General features: G+C 67.1%; 2 protein-coding genes. Both read right to left on the minus strand.

The annotated features are described in order from the left end of the window. Positions 1-17,346 (minus strand): hypothetical protein, encoded by a 17,346-nt coding sequence (locus tag ACMVY4_RS00765; RefSeq protein ID WP_416900382.1) that lies wholly within the window; start codon positions 17,344-17,346, stop codon positions 1-3. After that, a complete protein-coding gene (locus tag ACMVY4_RS00770; RefSeq protein WP_416898306.1) occupies positions 17,243-25,093 on the minus strand; it encodes a FecR domain-containing protein in 7,851 nt (2,616 codons plus the stop codon). Before ACMVY4_RS00770 ends, ACMVY4_RS00765 begins: the two co-directional genes overlap by 104 nt. Between the last annotated feature and the right edge of the window lie 10 nt (positions 25,094-25,103).

The following is a 25,103-nucleotide window of genomic DNA, read 5'->3' on the forward strand; positions in this document are numbered from 1 at the left end:
TCATCCAGGCGGCAACTGACCGCCGCCGGCGATCGTCAGATCCGCCTCGGACACGGTGCCGCCATTGGTGTTGGCGACAACCTGGTAGCCGGCTGTCTGGACATCATTGTCAAAGATCAGATGCGTGCCGTCGAAGACGTAGGCCGCGCCCAGACCGACGCCCGAATTCGTACCGTCATAGTCCTGACCGATGGTGACAAAGGATGCCCCCAGCCCAAGTTCGGCGAATCCACCGGCCGCATCGAAATCGAAGGTGTCGCCTTCGCCGCCGACGATACCCGAGAAATCGCTGACCAGATCGACCGCGACACCGGCCGCAGCCACCGTCTGGTTTCCAGCCACCACGGCCAGCTCGCCAACCGAGTCATAGCCGAAGGCGTCTGCGCCAATGCCGCCGCTCATGCTGTCCGCGCCCGCCAGGCCGACGATGATGTCAGCGCCATCACCGCCCTCGAGTGTCTGCGCTCCCAGGGCGCCTATGATCTCGTCATTTCCGCCGCCGCCGAAGATCTGGTTGCTCTCGTTGTCCTGCGCGACGATGGAGTCGTTGTTGGCCGATCCAATGACGTGCTCGATGCTGGTCAGCGTATCGTTGCCCTCGCCAGTGGCGGTGTCATCGCCGAGATTGACCTGAACCGCCGTCGCCGAGCCGGAATAGTCGACGAAGTCGCCGTTCACGCTGCCGACCTCGCCATCCAGCGAGTCGTCGCCGAGCCCGCCGATCAGCGTGTCGTCGCCCGAGCCGCCGGTGATGGTGTCGTTGCCCGAGCCGCCATCCAGCACGTTGTCGTTGGCGTCGCCGGCGATGGTGTCGTTGTTGATCGAGCCCGTGACGTTCTCGATACCTGTCAGGGTATCGACAGCGGCAGCGATCGAATCGACGGCCGTTCCGCCGACGAGATCGACAGACACGGCATTTGAGTTCAGCGAGAAATCCGCCGTGTCGATACCTGTGCCGCCGTCGAGGCTGTCGCTGCCAGCCTGACCGTCGAGCGTATCGTCGTCCGCGCCGCCGATCAGGATATCGTCGCCGTCGTCACCGGTCAGGTTGTCATTGCCGTCGCCGCCGTCGATGGAATCGGCGCCCTCGTTGCCGTTCAGCGAGTCGTCGCCGCCAAGACCGTTGATCGTATCGGCGCCCGTACCGCCGATGAACAGGTTGGCGTTGGCGTCGCCGGTCAGTCCGTCATTGCCGGAGCCGCCCAGCACGTTTTCGATGCTGATCAGCGTGTCGCTGCCCGACAGGCCGTCATCGGCGGCCGTCCCCAGGGACAGATTGACCGTGACACCCAGAATGGCGCCCGCATAGCTGACCAGGTCGGTGCCGTCGCCGCCATCGATGGTGTCGCTGCCGGCATCGCCGAACAGCGTGTCGTCATCGTCGCCGCCCAGCAGGCTGTCACTGCCCGAACCGCCGTCCAGGCTGTCGAAGCCCTGTCCGCCGTCCAGCGTGTCCGCGCCCGACAGGCCGCTGAGCACGTCGTTGCCGATGCCGCCGAACAGCTGGTTGTCCTCGACATTCTGGCCGGAGAGCGTGTCCGCGAAGTCGGAGCCGATGGCGTGCTCGATGCCCGTCAGCGTGTCAAAACTTCCACCCCCATCGGTGGCCACATCGTTGGCCAGGTCGACCGAGACGCCAGCCAGCTGGTCCGCGTAGGAAACGAAGTCGCCATTCGTGTCGTCACCACCACTGACCAGATCGCTGCCTGTCCCCGGGGTGATCGTGTCGTCGCCGGCCGCTGTCGTCAGGCTGTCGTCACCGGCGCCACCGTCGATGATGTCAGCGCCGTCGGAGCCGCCGTTCAGCGTGTCGTTGCCGGCGCCGCCATTCAGCGTGTCGGCCAGCGCGCCGCCGCCGAAGGCGTCGTTGCCGTTGCCGCCGGTCAGATCGGCCTGTTCGAAGTTCGTGAAGGTCTTCGCATTGCCGGTGCCGGTGAAGCCCGTGGCCGCCGTGATGTCGGTCAGCGACCCCGTCATGGTGACAGCGAAGTTGAAGGTCGGGTTGCCCAGGCCGTTCGGCTCGCTGAAGTCGATCTGCAGCAGGTCGGTATCGGCACCGCCGTCCAGCACGTCACCATTGCCCGAACCGTTCGGGTTGATGGTGTCGTTGCCGATACCGCCGTCCAGCGTATTCGCGTTGTTGGAACCGCCAAGGATGGAATCGTCGCCGCTGGCGCCGTTGACGTTCATCGAGGTGCCACTGCCCAACACCGTGTCGTTACCGGCCGTCAGGACGAGGCCGGCGATGTTCGGCAAGCTCTGGACGAAGACGTTGCCGCCGCCGAAATCGACCGTGGCGTTGCTTGTCGTGGCGTCGAAGTCGACCGAAATTGCACCGCTTGTCAGGTAGTCGACTGTGTCGAAACCCGCATTGCCTTCCAGCGTATCCGCGCCCTGGGAGCCAACGAAGGAATCGTCGCCCGTGCCGCCAGCCAGCGAGTTGGCGTTCGCGTCACCCGTCAGCGTGTCATTGAACGTGGTACCGATGACATTCTCGACGCCGGTGAGCGTGTCGGTATCACCGCCGCCATCGGCCGCGAATCCGAACTCGAGATCGACAGCAACTGCAGCAGCATCCAGCGAGAAGTCTGCCGTGTCGGTGTCCGCACCGCCTTCAAGCAAGTCGCCGCCCGCGCCACCGACCAGCGTGTCGTTGCCGCCATCGCCCTGCAGCGTGTCGCCGGCGCCGCCGCCATCCAGGCTGTCATTGCCAGCGAGGCCCTGAAGCACGTTTCGGCCTGCATCGCCCGTCAGGGTATCGTCGCCCGCTGTGCCGGTCAGAGTCGTCGGCGGCGGGAAGGCAAAGTCGTCCTCGTCGAGTTCGGCCACGGTCACGCCCAGCAGGGTGATCGAGTCGGAATTGTCCAGCGTGATGGTGGTGTCGGTGCCGTCGTCGGCGGCCCTGGCGAGCACGGCCGAGAAGTCGATCAGCTCGGCAATGCCGGTCACGTCGATGACGTCCGCCAGACCGGCGCCCGCCGAGAAGTCGGTGATGACGTCGCTGCCGTCGCCGTCGGCGATGACGTAGATGTTGTCGTCGGCGCCGCCGGACATGGTGTCGTCGCCGAGACCGCCGGTGATCGAATCCACGCCCGCGCCGCCGAAGATGATGTCGTCGTTGTCGCCACCCAGGATGGTGTCGTCGCCGGCACCGGTGGTGATGGAGTCGAGACCGGCGCCGCCGTCGACGAAGTCGTTGCCGGCCGAACCCGAACTGATCGTGTCGTTGCCGCCGGCGCCGAGGATGGTGTCGGCCAGTGCACCGCCGACCAGTTCGTCGCCGCTGTTGGCGCCGGTCAGGCTGACCTGCTCGAAGCCCGAGATCGTCTTGGTGTCGCCGGTCTGGAAGAACTGCGTCACCAGGGTGATATCGGTCGTCGAACCAATGGCGGTGATGGCGCTGTTGTTGCCGGTGAAGTCGATGATCAGAAGGTCGGAACCTAGGCCGCCATCCAGCGTGTCGTCGTTGCGGCCGGCGTCCACCGTGTCGTCGCCGTCGCCCAGAGCGATGTTGTCGCTGCGGTCGATCCCCGACAGGTCGAAGCTGTCATTGCCCGACCCGGTGGTGATGATGAAGCTCTCGAACTCCTGGATCGTGGTGCCGTCCACGAAGGCCACCGCGCCGCCGCCGGCGACCAGGTTCACGTCCTCGCTGAAGCTCGACAGGTCGATCTGCAGCTGGTCCGTGCCGGTGTTGCCGTTGAAGATGCCGGTGACACTGCCGGAAATGACATCGTCGCCGGTACCGCCATCGACGACGTCGGCGCCGGCATTGGCGTTGAGCGTATCGTTGCCGCCGCCGCCGTTCAGCGTGTCGGCCAGCGCCCCGCCCACCAGCAGGTCATTGCCGTTGGCGCCGGTCAGGTCGACCTGTTCGAAACCGGCGATGTTCTTGTCGTCGCCGGTCTGGGTGAACTGGGTGACAGCCGTGATGTCGGTCGTGGAGCCGACCGCGGTGACGGCGCTGTTGTTGAGGTTCGCCGAGAAATCGACGATCAGCAGGTCGGTGCCGCCGCCGCCGAACAGGTTGTCCTGCCCGGTGCCGGCATTGATCGTGTCGTCGCCGTCGCCGGTCGAGATCGTGTCCGACTCGTCGATGCCGGACAGGTCGAAGCTGTCATTGCCGATGCCGGTCGTGATGTTGAACACCTCGAAGGCGGTGATGTCGGTGCCGTCGGACAGCGTGACCGTGGCCCCGCCAGCGACCAGAACGATGTCGTCGGTCAACGCCGAAAGATTGATCTCGAGCCGGTCGGTCTGGGCGCCGCCATCATAGTTGCCGGTCGCGTTGCCGATGATGACGTCATTGGAGCCGCCGCCATTGATGACATCCGCACCGCCGCCGCCGCCGTTGATGGTGTCGTTGCCGATACCGCCATTGATGGTGTCGTCGAGCACGCCACCGACCAGGAAGTCGGACCCGGCCGCGCCTGTCAGGCTGACCTGTTCGAAGCCGCTGATGGTCTTGTTGTCGCCGGTCTGGTCGAAGCCGGTGGCCTGGGTGATGTCGTTGGTGGTGCCCTGGACCGTGATCGCACCGTTGTTGGCGTTCGACGAGAAGTCGATGATCAGCAGGTCGATGCCCGCGCCGCCATCCAGGATATCCGCGCCCTGACCGGCATCAATCGTGTCGTCGCCGGCGCCGGTCGAGATCGTATCCAGCAAATCCGTGCCCGCCAGGTTGAAGCTGTCATTGCCGGTGCCGGTCTGGATGTTGAAGCTCTCGAAGGCGGTGATGTCGGTACCGTCCGACAGCGTCACCGTCGCGCCGCCGGCGCTGAGCACGATGTCGTCTGACAGGGCCGAGAGATCGATCTCCAGCCGGTCATTCCCGGTGCCGCCGTCGAAGGCGCCGCTCGCCACGCCGAGGATGGTGTCGTTGCCGCCCTCGCCATTGATGATGTCCGCGCCGCCCAGACCGCCGTTCAGCGTATCGTTGGCGCCACCGCCGTTTATGGTGTCGTCCAGCGCGCCGCCGATCAGGAAGTCGCTGCCGTTGCCGGCCGTGAAGTTCACCCGTTCGAAGCCGGCGATGGTCTTGTCGTCGCCGGACTGCGTGATCGAGCTTGCCTGGGAGATGTCATCGGTCGCGCCGACCACCGCGATCGGGGCGTTGTTGGCGTTCGACGTGAAATCGATGATCAGCAGGTCCGTACCCGCGCCGCCATCCAGGATGTCCGCGCCCTGACCGGCATCGATCGTGTCATCGCCCGCGCCGGTCGAGATCGTGTCGAGAAGGTCGGTGCCCGACAGGTCGAAGCTGTCATTGCCGCTGCCGGTGGTGATGTTGAAGCTCTCGAAGCCCGTGATGTCGGTGCCGTCGGAGAGCGTCACCGTAGCCCCGCCGGCGACGAGCACGATGTCGTCGGCCAGGGCCGACAGATCGGTCACCAGAAGGTCGTCTTCGGTGCCGCCGTCGAAATTGCCGCCGGCCACGCCGGAGATGGTGTCGTTGCCGCCATCGCCCTGGACAAAGTCGATGCCGCCGAGACCGGCAAACAGGTTGTCGTTGCCGCCGCCGCCAATCAGCGTGTCGTCCAGGACGCCACCAAGCAGGAAGTCGGAGCCGTTGCCGGCCGTCAGGAAGGCGCGCTCGAAGCCGCTGATGGTCTTGTTGTTGCCGCTCTGGGTGAAGCCGGTCAGGTCGGCGATATCGGTGACCGGGTCGTTGATGCTGACGGTGGCGTTGTTCGCGCCCTCGTTGAAGTCGATCACCAGCAGGTCGGTACCGTCGCCGCCGAAGGCCGCGTCGCCATCGCCGGTGCCTGTATTGATCGTGTCGTCGCCGGAGTTGCCGATCAGCGTGTCGAGGCCATCGCCGCCCGCGATGATGTCGTTGCCGCCCCGGCCGTCGAGCTGATTGTCGTTGGCGTCGCCGGTCAGCGTGTCGTCGCCGGTCCGGCTGCCGCGAACGGCTTCGATATTGAGAATCGTGTCCGTGAACACCGAGCCGTCGTCTGTCACCGTCGCAATGCCGGCGCTCAGATCGACGTTGACCACCTCGATCGGGGCACGGTCGTAGCGCAGCAGGTCGAAGCCGCCGGCGCCGTCCACGGTGTCGTTGCCCTGACGCAGGATGAAGCGGTCGTTGCCGGACGAACCCAGCAGGCTGTCGGCGAAATCGGAACCTCGCAGTTCATCAATGGCCGAGAAGGTATCTGTCCCGCCGTGGCCGTCTTCCGTCGTCAGACCCAGTTCGATATTGACGGTGACACCGCCTGTCTGGGCACCGAGGTAGTCCAGCCGGTCGAACCCGGCGCCACCGGTAAAGCTGTCATTGCCTGCACCGCCGCGGAACTGGAAGAACTCGTTGGCGTCGATCAGGTCGGCCGAAACCGTGTCGTCGCCCGAACCACCATTGAGTTGCAGCCCGCCGACAATGCCGTCGATCAGGTTGACGCCTTCGATCGTATCGGTGCCGCCCGCCTTGACCACCGTGCCGGACGTGTTTCCGAAGGTGGCGTCGATGCCGGTTACCTGGTCCGTGTAGTTCAACACGAAGAAGCCGCTGCCCGGGGCTTCGAAGACGATCAGGTTGTTGTCCGCGCCGGCCTGGATGACATCGCCCGAGCCGTCGTTGGAGCCCGGATTGAGGGTGTCGTCGCCAGAGCCGCCGATCAGCGTATCCTGGCCCGCGCCGCCGAACAGCAGGTCGGCGCCGTCGCCGCCGTCCAGGCTGTCATTGCCGACAGCACCCTTCAGCACGTCGTCGCCCGCATTGGCGTTCAGCGTGTCGTCGCCTTCGGCGCCGATCAGGATGTCGTCATTGCCGCCGCCGGTCAGCAGGTCCGCGCCGTTCGTGCCGACACTGGCCTGGTTGGAGACGTCGCGGCCGGTCACGACGAAGACCACGTCGTTGTAGCCGCCCTGCACGAAGTCGCTGGCCAGGGCGACATCGTCGAAGCCGTCGCCGTTGACGTCGCCGGCGAAGGCCACTTCGCGGCCCGCATTGGCGTCGACCGTGCCGGGCCCGACGATCTCGATCCCGTTGGATCCGTCCAGCTGAGACAGGTCGAAGGCCGTCTCGGCGACTGCCTCGCCCGGACCGAATATCACGTAGGCGCCGCCGGCATTCCCGTAGACGCCGTTGTCGAGACCGGACGCGCCGATCAGGATGTCGCCGATGCCATCGCCATTGAAGTCGCCACCCGCGTCGACCGAACCGCCGAGCGAGTCGCCGCCGGCCAAGCCTTCGATCACGACGGCCTGGCCCGCCTGGATGTTCGACAGGTCGACCTGTGCATTGGCCGCGTTGTTGTTGCCGAAGATGATGAAGGCGCGGCCGATGTCATAGGTGACACCGACATATGAGCCCTCGGCGCCGATGACGAAATCTGCGAAGCCGTCGCCGTTGAGATCGCCGGCGCCGGCGATGGCGGCGCCGAAGCGGTCGCCCGACTGTCCCTGCGTCAGGGTGAAGCCGTTACCGGCGGTGACTTCGTCGAGGATGTTGTAGTTGCCGCCAACGCCGGCGTTGCCGAACAGGACATGCACCCGCCCGGAACCGCCTTCGCCACCGACGCCGGCGCTCATGGCGATGTCGTCAAATCCGTCGCCGTTGAAGTCGCCGACCGAACTGACGGTATAGCCGTTGTATTCGTAGGCGGCGCCACCGCTGATCCGCTTGCCGCTGCCCACGGCCACCGCACTGTCGACGTCTGTCTTCGCGGCAAAGCCATTCGCCTTGCCGAAGACCACGAAGACATCGCCGGCCCGCAAATAGCCCGTATTCGAGGCCGTATCGCTGAGCAACAGGTCGTCGAAGCCATCGCCATTGACGTCCGCGGAATCCACCGATCGGCCAAAGCTCGAGCCGCCGCCTGCAACATTGGCGATCGTGAACCCGTTGGTACCGTCAAGTGCCGCCAGATCGATGTCGCCGCTCAGTCCGGCAGCCGAACCGAAGATCACCGAAACAGATCCGTTGCCGTAGCCGGCGCCGTTGTAGCTGTAGAGCTGCGTTACCGCGAAATCGGTGAACCCGTCGCCATTGATATCGCCGACTTCCGACACCTCGTAGCCGAGATAGGCCGCGCCGGCCTGGCCACTGTCGGAAATCACGAAGCCGCGGCCCTCTGCCACGAGATTGGCTTCGGTGTTGTAGGCGTTGAAGGTCGAGAAGACGAATGCCTGGCCGGTATCGGTCGATGCGTTGGGCGCGCCGACCAGCAGGTCTTCGAAGCCGTCGCCATCGATGTCGCCAATGCCGCTCAGCGCATCGCCGAAGCCTTCGTTGACCTGCGAATTGCCGATCAGGAAACCGCCCGAGTCGCCCAGCAGGTTGTCGAGGAGAATGGTCGGTTCGGGCGCGAAGACGAAATCGTCCGCGGCCAGGTCGTTGACCAAGACGTTCTGCAGGATCAGCGCATCGTCGCCGTCCAGCTGGATGGTGGTGTCGGTTCCGTCGTCGCTGGCCGCCGCCTGCACCTGGGCCAGGCTGAGGAAACCGAACGCGGAGACGTCCAGGCTGTCCGGGCTGCCGGTGCCGGCCGTGAAATCGGTCAGGATGTTGGCGGTGCCCACGCCCTGGCCGACGATGAAGCGGTCGTTGCCCGCACCGCCGGACAACGTCGTGCCCGCGCCAAAGGTCAGCGTGTCGTCGCCGGTCGTCCCGGACACGGCCTCGATCCCGGTGACCGTCTCGGTATTGCCGCTGCCGTCGTTTGAGACGATGCCGGTCGAGAGATCGACCACGGCGGGCTGCAGGCCCGGGGAGAAGTCCAGCGTATCGCTGCCCAGACCGCCATCGATGTTGTCGAGGCCCTCGCCGGAGAAGATCAGGTCGTCGCCGTCGCCGCCGAAGATCACGTCGTCGCCATTGTTGCCGAAGGCGCTGCCGCCGATGGTGTCGTTGCCCTGACCGCCGAAGACGGTGTCGTTGCCGTCATTGCCCAGGATCGAGTCGTTGCCGGCAAAGGCCTCGAACAGGTTGGCATTGGCGTCGCCGGTCAGCGTGTCGTCGAAGTCGGTCGCCTCGATGGCCTCGATACCGGCCAGCTGGTCGGTATCGCCAAAGCCGTCTGTCGCAGTGCCGAGGTCCAGATTCACGTCCACGCCCTGGATGATCAGGTCGTCGTCGAACTCGACGGTGTCGAAGCCGTCGCCGCCGAAGAAGCTGTCATTGCCGGCGCCGCCCAGGAACTCGTCATTGCCGCCGCGGCCTTCCAGCTGGTTGGCGTTCGAGTTGCCTTCCAGAAGGTCGTCCAGATTGGTGCCGCGGACATGTTCGATATTGCTGAAGCGGTCTACATCGCCGAAGGCGTCGCGGCCGATGCCGAACTCCAGGCTGATGGCCACGCCGTTCTGGGCTTCGGCGAAATTCGACTGCTCGGATGAGTAGTCCAGCGTGTCCTCGCCGGCGCCGCCGTCGATGCTGTCGAAGCCGCCCATGGCGCGGATGCGGTTGTCGTTCGCGTCACCGATGATGGTGTCGTCGAAGTTCGTGCCGCGGACCCGCTCGATGCCCGACAGCGTGTCGGTGCCGCCGGTGCCGTCGGTCGCGATGCCGGTCGAGAGGTCGACATTCACACCGGTCGATGCGCCGGCGTTCAGATAGTCGGCTTCGTCGAAGGCGCTGGAACCGCCGGTGATCAGGTCGTTGCCGCCACGGGCCCGGAAGACCTGCGCGTTCTCGTCGCCGGTCAGGGTGTCGTCGAACTCGGTGCCCTCGACACGCTCGATGCCGAACAGCGTGTCGGTGCCACCGTCGCCGCCGGTGACGGTGCCGATACCGCCAACGAAGGTGGCGTTGATCGCTGCCGCCGCATTCTGGTAGCTGACCGCGTCGAACCCGTTGTCGCCCGCGACCGCATCGCCGCCATCGATGGCGTCGCTGCCCGCGCCGCCGTCGAACTCCTCGAACTCCGCATTGCCGCCGCCGACAAGCGTGTCGTCGAAGGCCGAGCCGACGATGCGCTCGATGCCCGACAGCACGTCCGTGCCGCCGAAGCCGTCGAGGCCGATACCGGTGAACAGGTTGATGTTCACCGACGCGATGTCGAAGGAATAGTCCGCGGTGTCGAAGAACTGCCGGATGCCGTTGGTGTTGTCGTCGCCGCCGATCAGCGTGTCGTTGCCGCCGAGACCGATCAGCACGTCCACGCCGTCGCGGCCGTCCAGCGAGTCGTTGCCTGCCGAGCCGGAGAAGGTATCGTCCAGCGCCGAACCGAAGGCACCCTCGATATTCGCCAGCGTATCGGTGAAGCCGAACTGGTCGGTTGCGGTACCGGCCGCCAGATCCAGCACGATGCCCTGCAGCTCGACGAAGGAACCGTCGACCGTGCGGAAATCCATGATGTCGAAGCCGGCCCCGCCATCGACGGAGTCATTGCCCTCCAGCATGCGGAAGCGGTTGTCCTGGCTGTCGCCGAGGACCGTGTCGTCCTGTTCGGAGCCGCGCACCCGTTCGATGCCGGAGAAGATATCCGTACCGCCCAGGCCGTCATCCGCGACGCCGGTGCCGGCGCCGTCCTGACCGGAGAGGTCGACATTGATGCCGCCCACCACGCCGGTAAAGGCGTAGTCCAGTTCGTCGACACCGCCGCCGCCACTGATCGTGTCGTCGCCGCCCCGGCCGCGCCAGCGTTCGAACGCCGCCGCCGAACCGGTCAGGGTGTCGGAGAAGTTGGACCCGCGAACCGCCTCGATGCCCGACAGCGTATCGGTGCCGCCGAAGCCGTCCAGCGCGATGCCGGTCGACAGGTTGACGTTCACCGCGGCCGGATCGAGGCCGTAATCGACCTGGGTGAAGGCCCCGAGGTCGCCGACGATGGAATCATTGCCGGCCAGACCGAAGAAGGTCTCGTTGAGATCGTTGCCGCCGCCGATGATCGTGTCGTCTCCGGCAGAACCCAGAACTCGCTCGATGCCCGTGATGACGTAGGTGCTGCCCAGACCGTCCGAGCCCGTACCGGCCGACAGATCAACCGAGATGTTCAGCCCGTGATTCTGGAACGACAGCCGGTCATCGCCCTGCTCGAAGCCGTTCAGCAGGTCGGAGCCGCCATCGATGGTGTCGTTGCCGGCGCTGGCGAAGAAGACGTCGGAGCCGTCACCGCCCACCAGGTTGTTCGCGTTCGCATCGCCGGTGATGGTGTCGGCGAAATCGGTGCCGAAGACCACCTCGAAGCCCGAGACCGTGTCCGTGTCGCCGAAGCCGTCGGTCGCAACGCCGGTCGTCAGGTTGACGGTGACGCCGGACTGGCCTGCCGCGTCGAAGATGTCGTTCGAGTAGTCCAGCGTGTCGAACCCGGCGCCGCCATCAAGCGAGTCGCCGCCCGCCGCGCCCCGGACCAGGTTGTCGTTGGCGTCGCCGGTGATGGTGTCGGCGAGATCGGAGCCGCGCACCCGCTCGATATTGCTCAGCAGGTCAGTACCGCCGGTGCCGTCGCTCGCCGTGCCTGCGCCAAGATCGACATTCACGCCGACGGATGCGCCCGCGTTCTTGTAGTCGACCTCGTCGAAGCCGTCGCCGCCGTCGATCGTGTCGTCGCCGCCCCGGCCCCGGAACCGGTTGTTCCCGGCATTGCCCAGCAGCGAGTCGCCGAACTCGGAGCCCTCGACGCGGTCGATGCTTTCCAGCGTGTCCGTACCGCCGAACCCGTCGAGCACGATGCCGGTGTTCAGATTGGCCGTGATCCCGGCCGGGTCGTCCTGATAGCTGGCCTGGGTGAAGCCGGAGATGCCATCGAGACGGTCATTGCCGGCATTGCCAACCAGCTCCTCGAACTCCGGCTCGAAGCCGCCCTCCAGTTCGTCGTCGCCGGAGCCGCCGACCAGACGCTCGACCCGCGCCACGCGGTCGATCTCGCCCGCGTTGTTGACCGCGCCGCCGATCTCGAGCGAGGCGGTGATGCCGGCTGTGTCGTCGGAGAAGTCGGCCGTGTCGAAGAACTGGCGCACGCCGCCTTCGGTATCGCCGCCGCCGTCGAGGATGTCCTCGCCGGCGCCACCCTGCAGCACGTCCACGCCGTCGCCGCCGATCAGCGTATCCGCGCCGCCGCCGCCGACCAGGGTATCGGAACCGGCAGTGCCGCTGAGGCTGTCGGCGAAGGCCGAGCCGATGGCGCCTTCGATGGCTTCCAGAGTGTCGATGCTGCCCGAACCGTCCGTAGCGGTCCCATTTTCCAGATCGACACTGACAGCGGCTGTATCGTTCTCATAGCTGGTAAAATCGTCGCCTGCGCCACCGCGGATCAGGTCCGCGCCGGCATCACCGAACAGGGTGTCGTCACCGTCACCGCCATCCAGGGTGTCGCTGTCGTTGCCGCCGAGGACTGAATCATTGTCCGCGCCGCCATCCAGCTGGTCGTTGCCGTTGCCACCAATCAGAAGGTCGCTGCCGGCACCGCCGGTGACGGTATCATTGCCATCGACTGCGGTAACGGTGTCATCGCCGTCGCCTGCATCGACAAGATCGTCGCCGAAGCCACTGTTCACGAAGTCGCCACCGCCGGCCGCATCGATCACGTCGTCGTCCGCGCCACCGAAGATAAAGTCGAACGACGCGCCGCCCGTCAGGGTGTCGTTGCCGGCACCGCCGTTGAGGCTGTCGAAGCCCTCGTTGCCGATGATCAGGTTGGCGTTGTCGTCCCCGGTGATGGTGTCATTGAAGGTCGAACCGATGACATTCTCGACGCCGGTGATGCTGTCGTTGCCGACCGAGACATCGCCAGTGACCGTGCCCAGGGACAGACTGGCGGTGATGCCGGCCGTGGCGCTGGCGTAGCTGGCAAGGTCGATGCCCGCGCCGCCATCCAGCGTATCGTTGCCCGAGCCCGTGCCGCCGATCGCGCCGGCCAGCGTGTCGTCGCCCGCCCCGCCCGACAGCAGGTCGTTACCGTCATTGCCTTCCAGCGAGTCCGCGCCGGCATTGCCCGAGACCGTGTCGTCGTCATTGGTGCCGGTCAGCAGGTCGTTGAAGGCCGAACCCTGAACCACGTTGAACCCGAACAGCGTGTCCTGCCCGCCGTCGCCATCGTCGAACGCGGAATCCTGCGCCAGGTTGACGTCTACCCCGGCCGCTGCGTTGGAATAATCGGCCGTGTTGGTGCCGTCGCCGCCGTCCAGGAAGTCGTCGCCCGCGCCGCCCGACATCGTGTCGTCGCCGGCCCCGCCTTCCAGCGAGTCGTTGCCGGCGTCGCCGGCCACCACGTCATTGCCGCCGCCGCCATCGATGACGTCGTCCCCGTCGCCGCCGGAGATGGTGTCGCTGCCGGACGTGACGTCGTTGATGACCGCGGTGGAGGCCTGCACCACCGCACCGCCGAGCACGACGCCGGTATTGTGATTCGCGGTCTCGTCGACCAGGAAGCCGACATCGGTGTCGAAGCGGTAGTAGAGCTCGAGCCCGGCCTCGTCGCCGACCAGAATGTCGTCCAGGGCGGCCGCGATCTCGGCGTCCGAACGCGCGATGGACCACACCCGGGCCTCGTCGATGGTGCCGGCATAGTCGCCGAAGGCGTCTTCCAGGTTGGACTGGCCGAAGAACAGCGGTTCGTCGGAACCGATGTTCTGCGCGGCCAGGGACGAGACATCCACCGTTCCGTCCGGGCTGCCATCGACCAGGATGGTCATGTTGCCGGCGCGGTCCACGGTCACGGCGAAATGCTGCGCCGTCGCCGGCAGCGCCAGACTGGAGCTGTCGACGGTGATGACCGTGCCCTCGAAGGCAAGCCGGGCATGCGCGGTCACGCCGCCCGCACCGTCGGTCTGGAAGCCGAAGAAGAAGCCGGTCTCGCCCGCGCCATCGTCGAAGCGCAGATCGATCACCGCCATGTCCTGGCTCGCCTGCGGACGCAGCCAGGCTTCGAAAGTCAGGTCGGTCGTACCGTCGACGCCGCGCAGGCTGGGCAGGAACACGCCGTCATCGACGCCGTCGAACACCAGCTCGTCGACCGGATCGATACGGTCGTCGCCGGTGATGTCGTCATTGCCCGAGCCGCCGTCGATGCTGTCGTCGCCCGCGCCGCCCTCGATCTCGTCGGCGCCGGCCTCACCCAGCAGCGTGTCGTTGCCGCCGCCGCCGCCGATGAAGTCTGCACCGCCATTGCCGGTGATGCTGTCGTCGCCCAGCTGGCCCAGCAGCCCGTCGTCATTGGCGCCGCCGATGATGGTGTCGCCGCCCGCGCCGCCGACCGCGCCGCCGATGCCCGCGGCCGTCGAGATGTCGATGGTGTCGCCGAAGGTCGAGCCAATGACGAACTCGACCTCGCTGATCGTGTCGGTGCCCTCGCCGGTCGCGGTGCCCGCGCCCAGATCGACCGTCACACCGGTCGCCGCGCCGGAGAACTCGACGACGTCCGTGCCGTCGCCGCCGTTCAGTATGTCGTCGCCCGCGCCGCCGACCAGCAGGTCGTTGCCCAGGCCGCCGACGATGTTGTCGACGCCCGCGCCGCCATCCAGCAGGTCGTTGGAATCGTTGCCCGCAAGCGCGTCGTCGCCGTCGCCGCCGAACAGGGCGTCCTGTCCCGCGCCGCCGGTCAGCGTGTCCGCCACGCCGGTGCCGAGCGCAACATTGTCGCCGTCGCCGGCGGTGAGGTTGATGCCCGCATCCGTCTTCAGCGAGGCATCGAGGAACAGGAACGCCGTCGCCAGGGCCACGGCACTGATGGCGATGGTGCCAGTGTTGTTGATGTTGTTGTTGCGCAGCTCGAAATCGGTCTCGTTGTCGTTCGCGAGCACGACCTCTTCGAAACCGGTGGTGTTGGTCAGCTGGCCGGAGAAGATGTCGGCGCTGTTGATGATCTGCAGCGTGTCGTTGTCGGCGCCGCCATCCAGCGTGTCGCCCGCATCCAGATTGACGGCGTTGATGATGAAGGTGTCGTCGCCCGCATCGCCCGTAGCGTTCTGGTCGCCCGCGCCGAGGCTGATCGTGTCCAGCCCGCCACCGCCGGAAATCGTGTCGACGCCGATGCTGATCAGGAACTGGTCGTTGCCGTCGCCGCCTTCCAGGCTCTGGTTGCCGGCCAGGCCGGTGATGGTGTCGTTGCCGCCGCCGCCGAAGATCGCGGCATCGACCGTGGCGGTCAGCGAATCCGAGAAATTCGAGCCGACGAACGCCTCGAAGTTGGCGAAGGCGTCGTTGCCGAGACCGGTCGCCGTGCCCGAAGCGACATCGACGGTCACACCGTTCGTGGCGTCGTCGAAGCTGAGCGTATCGATGCCGGCCGCGCCGTCCATGCTGTCGCTGTCCGCGCCGCCGCGGACAAGATCGTTGCCTTCGCCGCCATTGATCGAATCAGCGCCGGCGCCGCCCTGAACCGTATCGTCGCCGCCGAGACCGTCGATGATATCGCTGTTCTGGCCGCCGGTGATGTCGTCGCCGATATTGCCGCCGGAAATGGCGAAGGTGCCGTCGGCTTCCGCCGAACCGTCGAAGATCAGACCGCCCGCGTTCATCGCCGTGGCATCGACGGTCAGCCTGAATTCGCCGGGCGTGAAGTTGTCGCCGATCGTCAGACTGAGGCCGACATTCTCCAGAATGAAGATGTTCTCGAAACCGCTCGCATTGGCCAGATCGGCGGCTGCGATGGTGCCGAAGTCGGTGATGGTCAAAGTGTCGTCGCCGACACCGCCGTCCAGCGTGTCCTCGGCACCGATCTCGGCGGGCGTGATCAGAACATTGTCATTGTCCGCACCGGCATCGACGGAATCCGCGCCTGTGCCGATCGAGATGACGTCGGCCCCCGCATCGCCGAGCAGGGTGTCGTCGCCGGCCGCGCCCGACAGAACGTCGCCCCCCGTGCCGCCATTCAGCACGTTGGCGTTGCCGTCGCCGTTCAGCGTGTCGTCGAAGGCCGAGCCGGTCAGGTTCTCGATGCCGGTGAGGGTGTCGAATTCCTGGCCGTTGTCCTCGTTCGAGAAGCCGGTGTTAAGGTCGACGCCGACCGAGCCGGTCGCGTTCGAATAGTCCGCCGTATCGATGCCGTCGCCACCGTCCAGCGAATCGCTGCCCTGGCTGCCCGACAGCGTGTCGTCGCCGGCCCCGCCCTGAAGCGTGTCGGCGCCGTCGTCGCCGTCCAGGATATCGCCGCCGCCATTGCCGGCGATCAGGTTCGCGCCGGCGTCGCCGAGGATCGTGTCGGCGCTGTTGGAGCCGTTGACGTTCTCGATCGCGATCAGCGCATCGACGCCCGACCCGCTGTCCGTCGCGGTGCCCGCCAGCAGGTCGACATCGATCCCGCCGGCCTCCAGCGAATAGTCCGCGGTATCCGTACCCGCGCCGCCGTTCAGCGTGTCGTCGCCGGCCGCACCGATCAGATTGTCGTCGCCATCGCCGCCATCGACGGAATCGTTGCCGTCGCTGCCGTCCAGATGGTCGTTGTCGGCGCCGCCGAACATGCTGTCCGCGCCCGCCTCGCCGAACAGCGAGTCGTCGCCCGCATCGCCGAACAGCTGGTCGAGCCCGTCGCCGCCCAGCAGCGTATCGAGACCGTCGCCGCCGAGCAGCGTGTCATCGTTCACCAGGCCGTTGATCAGGTCGTTGCCGGCCGCGCCGTTCAGCAGATTGCCGGCCCCGCCGCCGGTGATGGTGTCGTCGAATCCCGTGCCGAGCACGTTCTCGATGTTGACCAGCGTGTCGGTGCCGCCCGCACCGTCGGTCGCCGTGTTGGCGCCGAGATTGACGTCCACCGCCGTCGCGTCGCCGGAATAGTCGGCAAGGTCAATGCCCGCGCCGCCGTCCATGCTGTCGTCGCCGGCGCTGCTGACCAGGGTATCGGCATCGTCGCCACCGCTGAGACTGTCGTTTCCGTCACGGCCGTCGATGATGTCCGCGCCGGCGCCGCCTTCCAGACTGTTGGCGTTGGCATCGCCCGCAATGGTGTCGTTCTCGGCGGAGCCGACGACGTTCTCGACATTGGTCAGGGTCGCGGTCGCGCCGCTGTCGGTCGTGGCGGTACCTGCTGCAAGATCGACATCGACGGCGCCCAGGCCGGAGTTGAAATTCTGCAGCAGCGCCGCCTCGTCGGTCGAAAGGTCGGTGAAGAACCGCGCTTCCAGGTTGTCGAGACCGGCGACCTTGGCCTGCGCGGCCGCCAGGTTGGCGTTCTGGGCCGCGAAGTGGAGGATGCCTGCGGTCTCACCGGCAGCCAGATCGAAGGTGAAGGAATAGGTGTAGTTGTCGCCCGAGATCGAGGCCGCGCTCGCCGTCGCCGTCGCGTTCACGGATTCGAAGTAGTGCAGCATGGTCGGATCCGACCCGCCATTGCCGTCCGCCGAATCGTCGGTGATCAGGAACCGGTCATTGGCATCGAAGGCCGTATCGCCCGAACTGGTGTCCAGAACGATGGTGCCGCCGTCGGAACCCAGATTGCCGAAGACCCGGAGCGTGACCGTCTGCTGCACGCCCGACGTGTTCGTCACCGAATTCGAGGAAACGGGCATAGCCCTCATCCGTCGGCACGAAGACCCGGCGGTTGATCGTGACGCCGGCAAGGCCCGTGTCCGGGGTGCCGTCGATGGTCCGGCCGTCGTCGCTGGCGAACAGGCTGCCCGCGGCCGGATACTGGCGCACGCCACCGCCCTGCAGCGCGACTTCCAGCCGCTGGCCGCCGTCATAGGCGTCGTTGGTGCCGTTGTTGATGTTCAGGTCGCTCTGGATATCCCAGAGGAAGCCTTCGCCGTCGGTCAGATCGACGTTGGTGCCAACATTGATCGCCGCCGGGACGGTCGCGCCGGAGCCGATCGCGCCGCCGCCGGAGAAATCGATCGTGTCGATCCCCGCGCCGCCGTCGATGGAATCGTCGCCCGCACTGCCGGCGATGGTATCGTCGCCGGCGCCGGCATCGATGGTGTCATTGCCGCCCGCACCGTCGACGATGTCGTTGCCGTCATTGCCGGTGAGCACGTTGGCGAGGCCGTCGCCCGCGATGCTGTCGTCATTGGCCGAGCCGATGACATTCTCGACCGCCGCAATGGCGTCGGTGCCGCTTTCGCCGTCATCGGCTGTCCCCGCCGCGAGATCCACGGCCACACCGCCTGACGAAGCCGAATAGTCGGCCGTGTCGATGCCGGCGCCGCCGTTCAGCGTGTCGTCGCCCGCGCCACCGATCAGGCTGTCGACGCCGTCGCCACCATCGAGGGAATCATTGCCGTCGCCGCCGTCGAGGCTGTCATTGTCGGCGCCGCCGGACAGGATATCCGCGCCTGCCTCGCCGGCCAGTGAATCGTCACCGGCCTCACCCGAGAGCTGATCGGCGCCGTCGCCGCCCAGCAGCGTATCGAGACCGTCGCCGCCGAGCAGCGTGTCATCGTTCACCAGGCCGTTGATCAGGTCGTTGCCGGCCGCGCCGTTCAGCAGATTGCCGGCCCCGCCGCCGGTGATGGTGTCGTCGAAGCCCGTGCCGAGCACGTTCTCGATGTTGACCAGCGTGTCGGTGCCGCCCGCACCGTCGGTCGCCGTGTTGGCGCCGAGATTGACGTCCACGGCCGCCGCGTCGCCGGAATAGTCGGCCAGGTCGGTGCCCGCACCGCCGTCCATGCTGTCGTCGCCGGCGCCGCCGGCCAGCGTGTCCGCACCGACATTGCCCGACAGGACGTCGTTTCCGCCGGCGCCGGAGATGGAATCGTCGCCATCGATACCGGTCAGCACGTTGGCGTTGGCGTCGCCCGTGATGGTGTCGTTGAACAGGGAGCCGTCGACATCCTCGATGCCGATCAGGCTGTCGGTGCCGCCGAAGCCGTCGGCGGCCGTGCCGGCAGCCAGATCGACGCTGACCGCCGCCGAATCTTCCTGATAATCCGCGACGTCGGTGCCCGCGCCGCCGTCCAGCGTGTCGTCGCCGGCATCGCCGATCAGGATGTCGTCGCCGTCGCCGCCTTCCAGCAGGTCGTCGCCCGCCTCGCCGGCGATGTCGTCATTGCCGGCCTCGCCCTGGATGGTGTCCGCGCCGTCGCCGCCATCGGCAAGGTCGGCGCCGTCGCCGAGCTGGAACAGGTTGGCGTTGGCGTCGCCATTGACCGTGTCGTCGAAGGCCGAGCCGATCACGTTCTCGATGAACAGCAGCAGATCGGTGTCGGAGACGCCGTCGGCCGCCGTGTTGGCGGCAAGATCGACCACGACTGCGCCGGCATCCGCGGCATAGCTGACGGCATCGATGCCCGCGCCGCCGTCGATGGTGTCGAAGCCGACGCCGCCGGTCAGGGTGTCATTGCCGTCGCCGCCGTTCAGCGTGTCGTCGTTGGACCGGCCGTCCATGACGTCATTGCCGCCACCGCCTTCCAGCAGGTTGCCCCGTTCGCCGCCGGTGATCGTGTCGTCGAAGGCGGAACCGCCGACATCCTCGAAGTTGACGAGCGTGTCGGTACCGCCGCTGCCGTCGGTTGCGAGACCCGCCACCAGGCTGACCGTGACGCCCGCCGCCTCGTTGGAATAGTCGGCCTGGTCGATGCCGTCGCCGCCGTCCATGGAATCGTCGCCGCTGTCACCGCGCAGGGTGTCGTCGCCCAGGCCGCCCAGCAGGGTGTCGTCATTGTTGCCGCCGCGGACCCGGTCCGCGCCGTCGCCACCGTCCAGCGAGTCGTTCTGGCTGCCGCCCTCCAGGCTGTCGTCGCCAGCGCCGCCCAGTATGGTGTCGTCGCCGGCCTGGCCGAAGAAGTTGTCGTTGCCGCCGCCGCCCGCGAGTTCGTTGGCGGCGCTGTCGCCGAAAATGGTGTCGTTGAATTCGGAACCGAGAATGTTCTCGATGCCGTCGAGACTGTCGGTGTCACCATTGCCGTCGGTGACCGTCAGTGCGCCCATGTTGGCGAAGATTCCGGCGGCATCGCCGGAGTAGTCGGCCTTGTCGGTACCCGCGCCACCGACCAGCGTGTCGGCGCCGATCCCGCCGATCAGCGTGTCGTCGTCAGTGCCGCCCTGCAGGGAGTCGTCGCCCGCGCCGCCGTCCAGCGTGTTCAGGCCCGACACGCCGGACAGCGTGTCGTTGCCGCCCGCGCCAGCCAGCGCGTCGTTGCCGGCATTGCCGATCAGCAGGTTGGCGTTCGCATCGCCGGTAATGGTGTCGTTGGCGGTCGAACCGAGGACGTTCTCGATCGCGGTCAGCGTGTCGATGCCGGAATTGCCGTCGGTCGCCGTGCCGCCGGCCAGATCGACGGAAACCGCCGAACCGTCATTGGAATAGTCTGCGGTATCGATTCCGGCGCCGCCATCGAGGGAATCATTGCCCGCGCCGCCTTCGAGCAGGTCGTTGCCGGTCTCGCCCAGAAGGAAGTCGTTGTCGTCGCCGCCGCGCACCGTGTCGTCGCCGGCGCCGCCGAGCGCCGTATCCGCGCCCGCCTCGCCGGAGATGCTGTCATTGCCGTTGCGGCCTTCGATCAGGTTGCCGGCCGCATCGCCCGCAATGGTGTCGTCAAAGGCGCTGGCTGCAACGTTCTCGATCTCCACGAGGGTGTCGGTACCGCCCTCGCCGTCCTGGGCCGTGCCGGCGGCCAGATCGACGCTGACCGCGGCTGCCGCGGCGACGTAGTTCGCCCGGTCGAGGCCGTCGCCGCCGACAAGGGAGTTGTCGCCCGCGCCGCCATCGAAATTGTCGTTGCCGTCGCCACCCGACAGGGTGTCGTCGCCCGCACCGCCGAAGGCGACGTCGATACCCGCGCCCAGATCGACGGAATCGTTGCCGTCGCCGCCGAAGACCGTGTCGCTGTCGGCGCCCGCCAGAACCGTGTCGTTGCCTGCACCGCCGGTGATGTTGTCGTCTTCGGTGCCGCCGTCCAGCACGTCGTCACCGTCGCCGCCAAACAGCACGTCGAAGCCGGCCCCGCCATCCAGCGTGTCATTGCCGCCTGCGCCGGTCAGCGTGTCGTTGTCATCGCCGCCCGCCAGCAGGTTGGCGTTGCCGTCGCCGGTGATGGCGTCGTTGTTGACGGTGCCGATGACATTCTCGATGCCCTGCAGCGTATCCGTGTCGCCAAACTCGTCGGTCGCGATACCGATGCCGAGATCGACGCTGACGCTGCCGGCGACAATGCCGCCATAGGTGAAGTCGGCCGTGTCGATGCCGTCGCCGCCGTCCAGGAAGTCGTTGCCGGCAGCGCCGTCCAGGAAATCGTCGCCGTCGCCGCCGAGCAGCGTGTCCTCGCCGTCCCCGCCGATCAGCGAGTCGAAGCCCGATCCGCCATCGATGGTGTCATTGCCGGCCGCGCCGTTGATCTCGTCGTTCTCGCCGCCGCCTTCCAGCGAATTGGCCCCGGCGTCGCCCAGGATCGAATCGGCGCCTGCGGTGCCGATAACGTTCTCGATACCGTTCAGCGTGTCGACACTGCTGTCCGCATCGGTCGCGAGGCCCGTCGTCAGATTGACGCCGACGCCAAGCGGAATCTCAACGCCGGTCGCAAGGAAGACCGCGGTGTCGATACCGAGGCCGCCGATCAGGCTGTCGCTGCCTGCGCCGCCGGTCAGAATGTCGTCGCCCGAGTTGCCGCTCAGGACATTGTTGCCGGCATCGCCTTCGATGGTGTCGTTGCCCAGACCGCCGACGACATTCTCGATCCCGGTCAGGCTGTCTGTGCCGCTGTTGCCGTCCGTCGCCGTGTTCAGGAACAGCCGGACATCGATGCCGTTCGTCTCGGTCGAGTAGTTGGCCGTGTCGATGCCGTTGCCGCCGATCAGCGTGTCGTCGCCCGCGCCGCCGTTCAGGAGGTCGTTGCCGTCGCCGCCGTCGAGGACGTTGGCATTGGCGTCGCCGGTGATGGTGTCGCCGAAGATCGAACCCTGGACGTTCTCGATGCCGATCAGGCTGTCATTGCCGCGCGTCGCGCCGTCGATGGCGGTGCCGAGCGCGAGGTTGAGATCGATGCCGCTGCTGGTGCCGGTATAGCTGGCGGTGTCGACGCCGTCGCCGCCGTCCAGCGTGTCGTCGCCGACCAGGCCGCTCAGCGTGTCGTCGCCGGAGCCGCCGACCAGGCTGTCGGAACCGCTGCCGCCGATGATCTGATCGTTGCCGAAGCCACCGTCCAGGGTCACGGCGAGCACGTCGCCGCGCATGGTGTCGTTGCCCGAGCCGCCCAGAACGATCTCGATCCCGGTGATCTGGTCGGTGCCGACGGTGGCGATGTTGCCGGAAACCGTGCCTTCGACCAGATTGACGTCGATGCCGTTGCCGTCGAGCGTGTAGTCGGCAGTGTCTTCGCCCGCGCCGCCGTCCAGCGTGTCGTTGCCTGTACCGCCGATCAACGTGTCGTTGTCGTCGCCGCCCAGCAGGCTGTCGGCGCCGACGCCGCCATCGACGCGGTCGTTACCGGCGCCACCATCGGCGCTGTCGTCGCCCGCACCGCCGAGAATCGTGTCGACGCCCGCTTCGCCGTCGATGGCGTCGTTGCCGTCATTACCCTCAATGGAATCGTCGCCGGATCCGCCGTCGAGAGCGTCCGCGCCATTGCCGCCGGTGATACGGTCGTCGCCGGAATCGCCAAGGACGGTATCGTCACCGTCGCCGCCGGTCAGCGTGTCAGCATCTGCGCCGCCGCCCAGGGCGTCATTGCCCGCGCCGCCATCGACGATGTCGAGGCCATCCTGACCTTCGATGGAATCGTTGCCGTCGCCGCCGAAAATGCTGTCATTGCCGGCGCGCGCCAGGATCGTGTCGTTGCCTGCACCGCCTGTCAGCGTGTTGCTGCCAGAGGAACCGATCAGACCGTCGGCAAAGGCGCCGCCGGTCAGCGCTTCGATCCCGACCAGACGGTCAAGCCCGATGCCGGCATCGCCCGAGAGCGTGTCCAGCGCCTGCGCCTGTTCGGCAAGTTCGTCAGTGTCGTCGATGATGGCGAAGATACCGGCCGTGGCGGCCGAGTAGTCGGCCAGATCGTTGCCCGCGCCGCCGACGAGGCAGTCATTGCCGCCAAGACCGATCAGGGTGTCGTTGCCCGTCCCGCCTTCCAGCGTGTTGGCGACGGCCGAGCCGGTGATGCGGTCGGCCTCGTTGCTGCCGATGACGTTCTCGATCGCAGTCAGCGTGTCCGTGCCGGACTGGCCGTCGGTCGAAGCGCCGCCACCGAGATTGACGTCGATGCCGCCGGCCGTGCCCGAATAGTCGGCCGTGTCGGTGCCGGCGCCGCCATTCAGCGAATCATTGCCCAGACCGCCGGTCAGACGGTCATTGCCCGCGTCGCCGTTCAGCGTGTCGTTGCCGATACCGCCATCCAGCGTGTCGTTGCCGCCGCCGCCATTGATGATGTCGTTCCCGGCGCCGCCGTTCACATTGTTGTCGCCAGCACCGAAGGTCAGCGTGTCATTGCCCCCGGTCGGCGTCGTGTTGGTGGGGGGCGCAACGACCACCACGTCGTCATTTCCACCATCGTCGTCGCCGCTCCCGGCCGCCGGGCCACCGCCCGTTCCGGTACCGCCTGTGCCGCCGCCAGCCGGCGCACTCGGCCCCGTGACGCCCCCGAGAAGATCGCTGGCGCTGGTGCCGCCCGATCCGGTTCCGGACGTTGCGCCGCCGCCGGTGTCGGAACCTGCGCCGCCGCCGCCGAAGCCGCTGCCTGCGCCACCGCCGAACGTACCGCCGCCGGATGTAGATCCGCCGGTCGGCGCGCCGCCGGTTCCTGCATCGCCTGCTCCGCCTTCAGCGCCGCCGCCATCGCCGGCGCCGCCATCGCCGTCTCCGCCACCCGGTCCGGATCCGCCATCGGCTGTACCGCCATCCGCGGCACCGCCGTCGCCGCCACCGCCATCGCCGGGGCCGCCGTCGCCGGCTCCACCTTCGGCGGCGCCCTGCGGGCCAGCAGCGGCTTCGCCATCGCCGCCGTCACCACCGTCGGAATCGCCGCCGTCGCCGTCGCCGCTGTCGGCATCGCCGCCATCGGAATCGCCCGCATCGCCGTCCGAATCGCCACCGTCGGAACCGCCATCGCCCTGGCTCTCGGCCGCGTCGCCGTCGCCCGAACCGTCACCTTCTGCGCCGCCGTCGCCATCCGCGCTGCCGTCGGCGTCAGAGGCGGTCTCCTCGGAATCGCCGTCGCCCTCATCGGCGGCGTCTTCTTCCTCGGCGCCTTCTTCCTCGTCGGTGGCCTCTTCCTCGGCGTCCTCTGCGTCTTCCTCGCCCTCGCCGTCCCCTTCGCCCTCGCCTTCGCCGTCACCCTCGCCTTCGGTTTCGGTCTCGGCAGCCGGGCCGCCGCCGCTGCGGCCGTCGTCGCCGCCGCCATTGTCGTCGTCATTGCCGCCGGAACGGTCCAGATCCGGCGCGCCGGGCAGGTTGTTCAGCGCGCTGGAGAACTTGCTGTCGATTTCCTCCCGGCTGTAGAGCCGGGGCGGGCTGGGCGCCGAGAACTGGCTGGTCGCCGTGGTGCCCTCATAGGGCTGGTCCAGCAGCACGCCGCCAGCCTGGTTGGAAACATAGACCGAGCCCGATTCGCCGTCGCCCTGCGGCAGGTTGACGACTTCGGATTCCTCGCCTTCCTGGGCACCGCGGCCCGAGACGAAGGTGCCGCGGATACCGATGGTCAGGACAGGCGTCTTGACGGTCAGCGCGTCGTCGCCGGTCTTGGCCACCGCGCCGGATACGAAGGAGAAGGAGCCCTGCAGGACATTGACGACGGCATTGCCGGTGTTGGCGGACGGGTCGTAGACGAAGTCGTCTAGAACCAGCCGCGCGCTCTCGCCGACAGAGAAGGTGGTGTCGTCGTTGAAGACCAGGCCGACCGCGCCGTCGCTGGAGGTCTCGATCACGTCGTCCTGGTAGATCGGGTCGCCGATCTCCAGCTGCACCCGGTTGCCGTCGGTGCGGCTGGCGAAGACCGTACCACTGGCCGAGGTGACCAGACCGATCGGCTCACCGAGGTCGCCGCCGGTCTGCGCCAAGCCTTCGGCGCTGGGTCCGGCCAGCACGCTGGCCAGCCCGCCGTCCACCATGGCGCCATTCAGGGTATAGAGGTCCGGAGGCGTTTCGGAGGCGAAGTAATTGACGAGAAGAACCTTCTCACCATCGGGGCCGACCAGGATGAGGTCAGGACCCGAGCGGACATAGTCCGCCGTGAGGAGGAAAGCTCCCTTGTCGACTACCAGACTGACCTTGCCGGTGGCGTCGATGACAGCAGAAAAATCCTGCTGGCCCTGGATGCCATCAGCAAGACGCGGCGGTAGTTGGTCTTTCGTCATGTAACCGGCA

Origin of the sequence: Minwuia sp. (assembly GCF_048007105.1) — a bacterium.
Classification (GTDB): Bacteria; Pseudomonadota; Alphaproteobacteria; order Minwuiales; family Minwuiaceae; genus Minwuia.

Excerpts from the sequence above, each read along its gene's own strand:
- ACMVY4_RS00770 (WP_416898306.1), bottom strand. The coding sequence starts at position 25,093 with ATGACGAAAGACCAACTACCGCCGCGTCTTGCTGATGGCATCCAGGGC.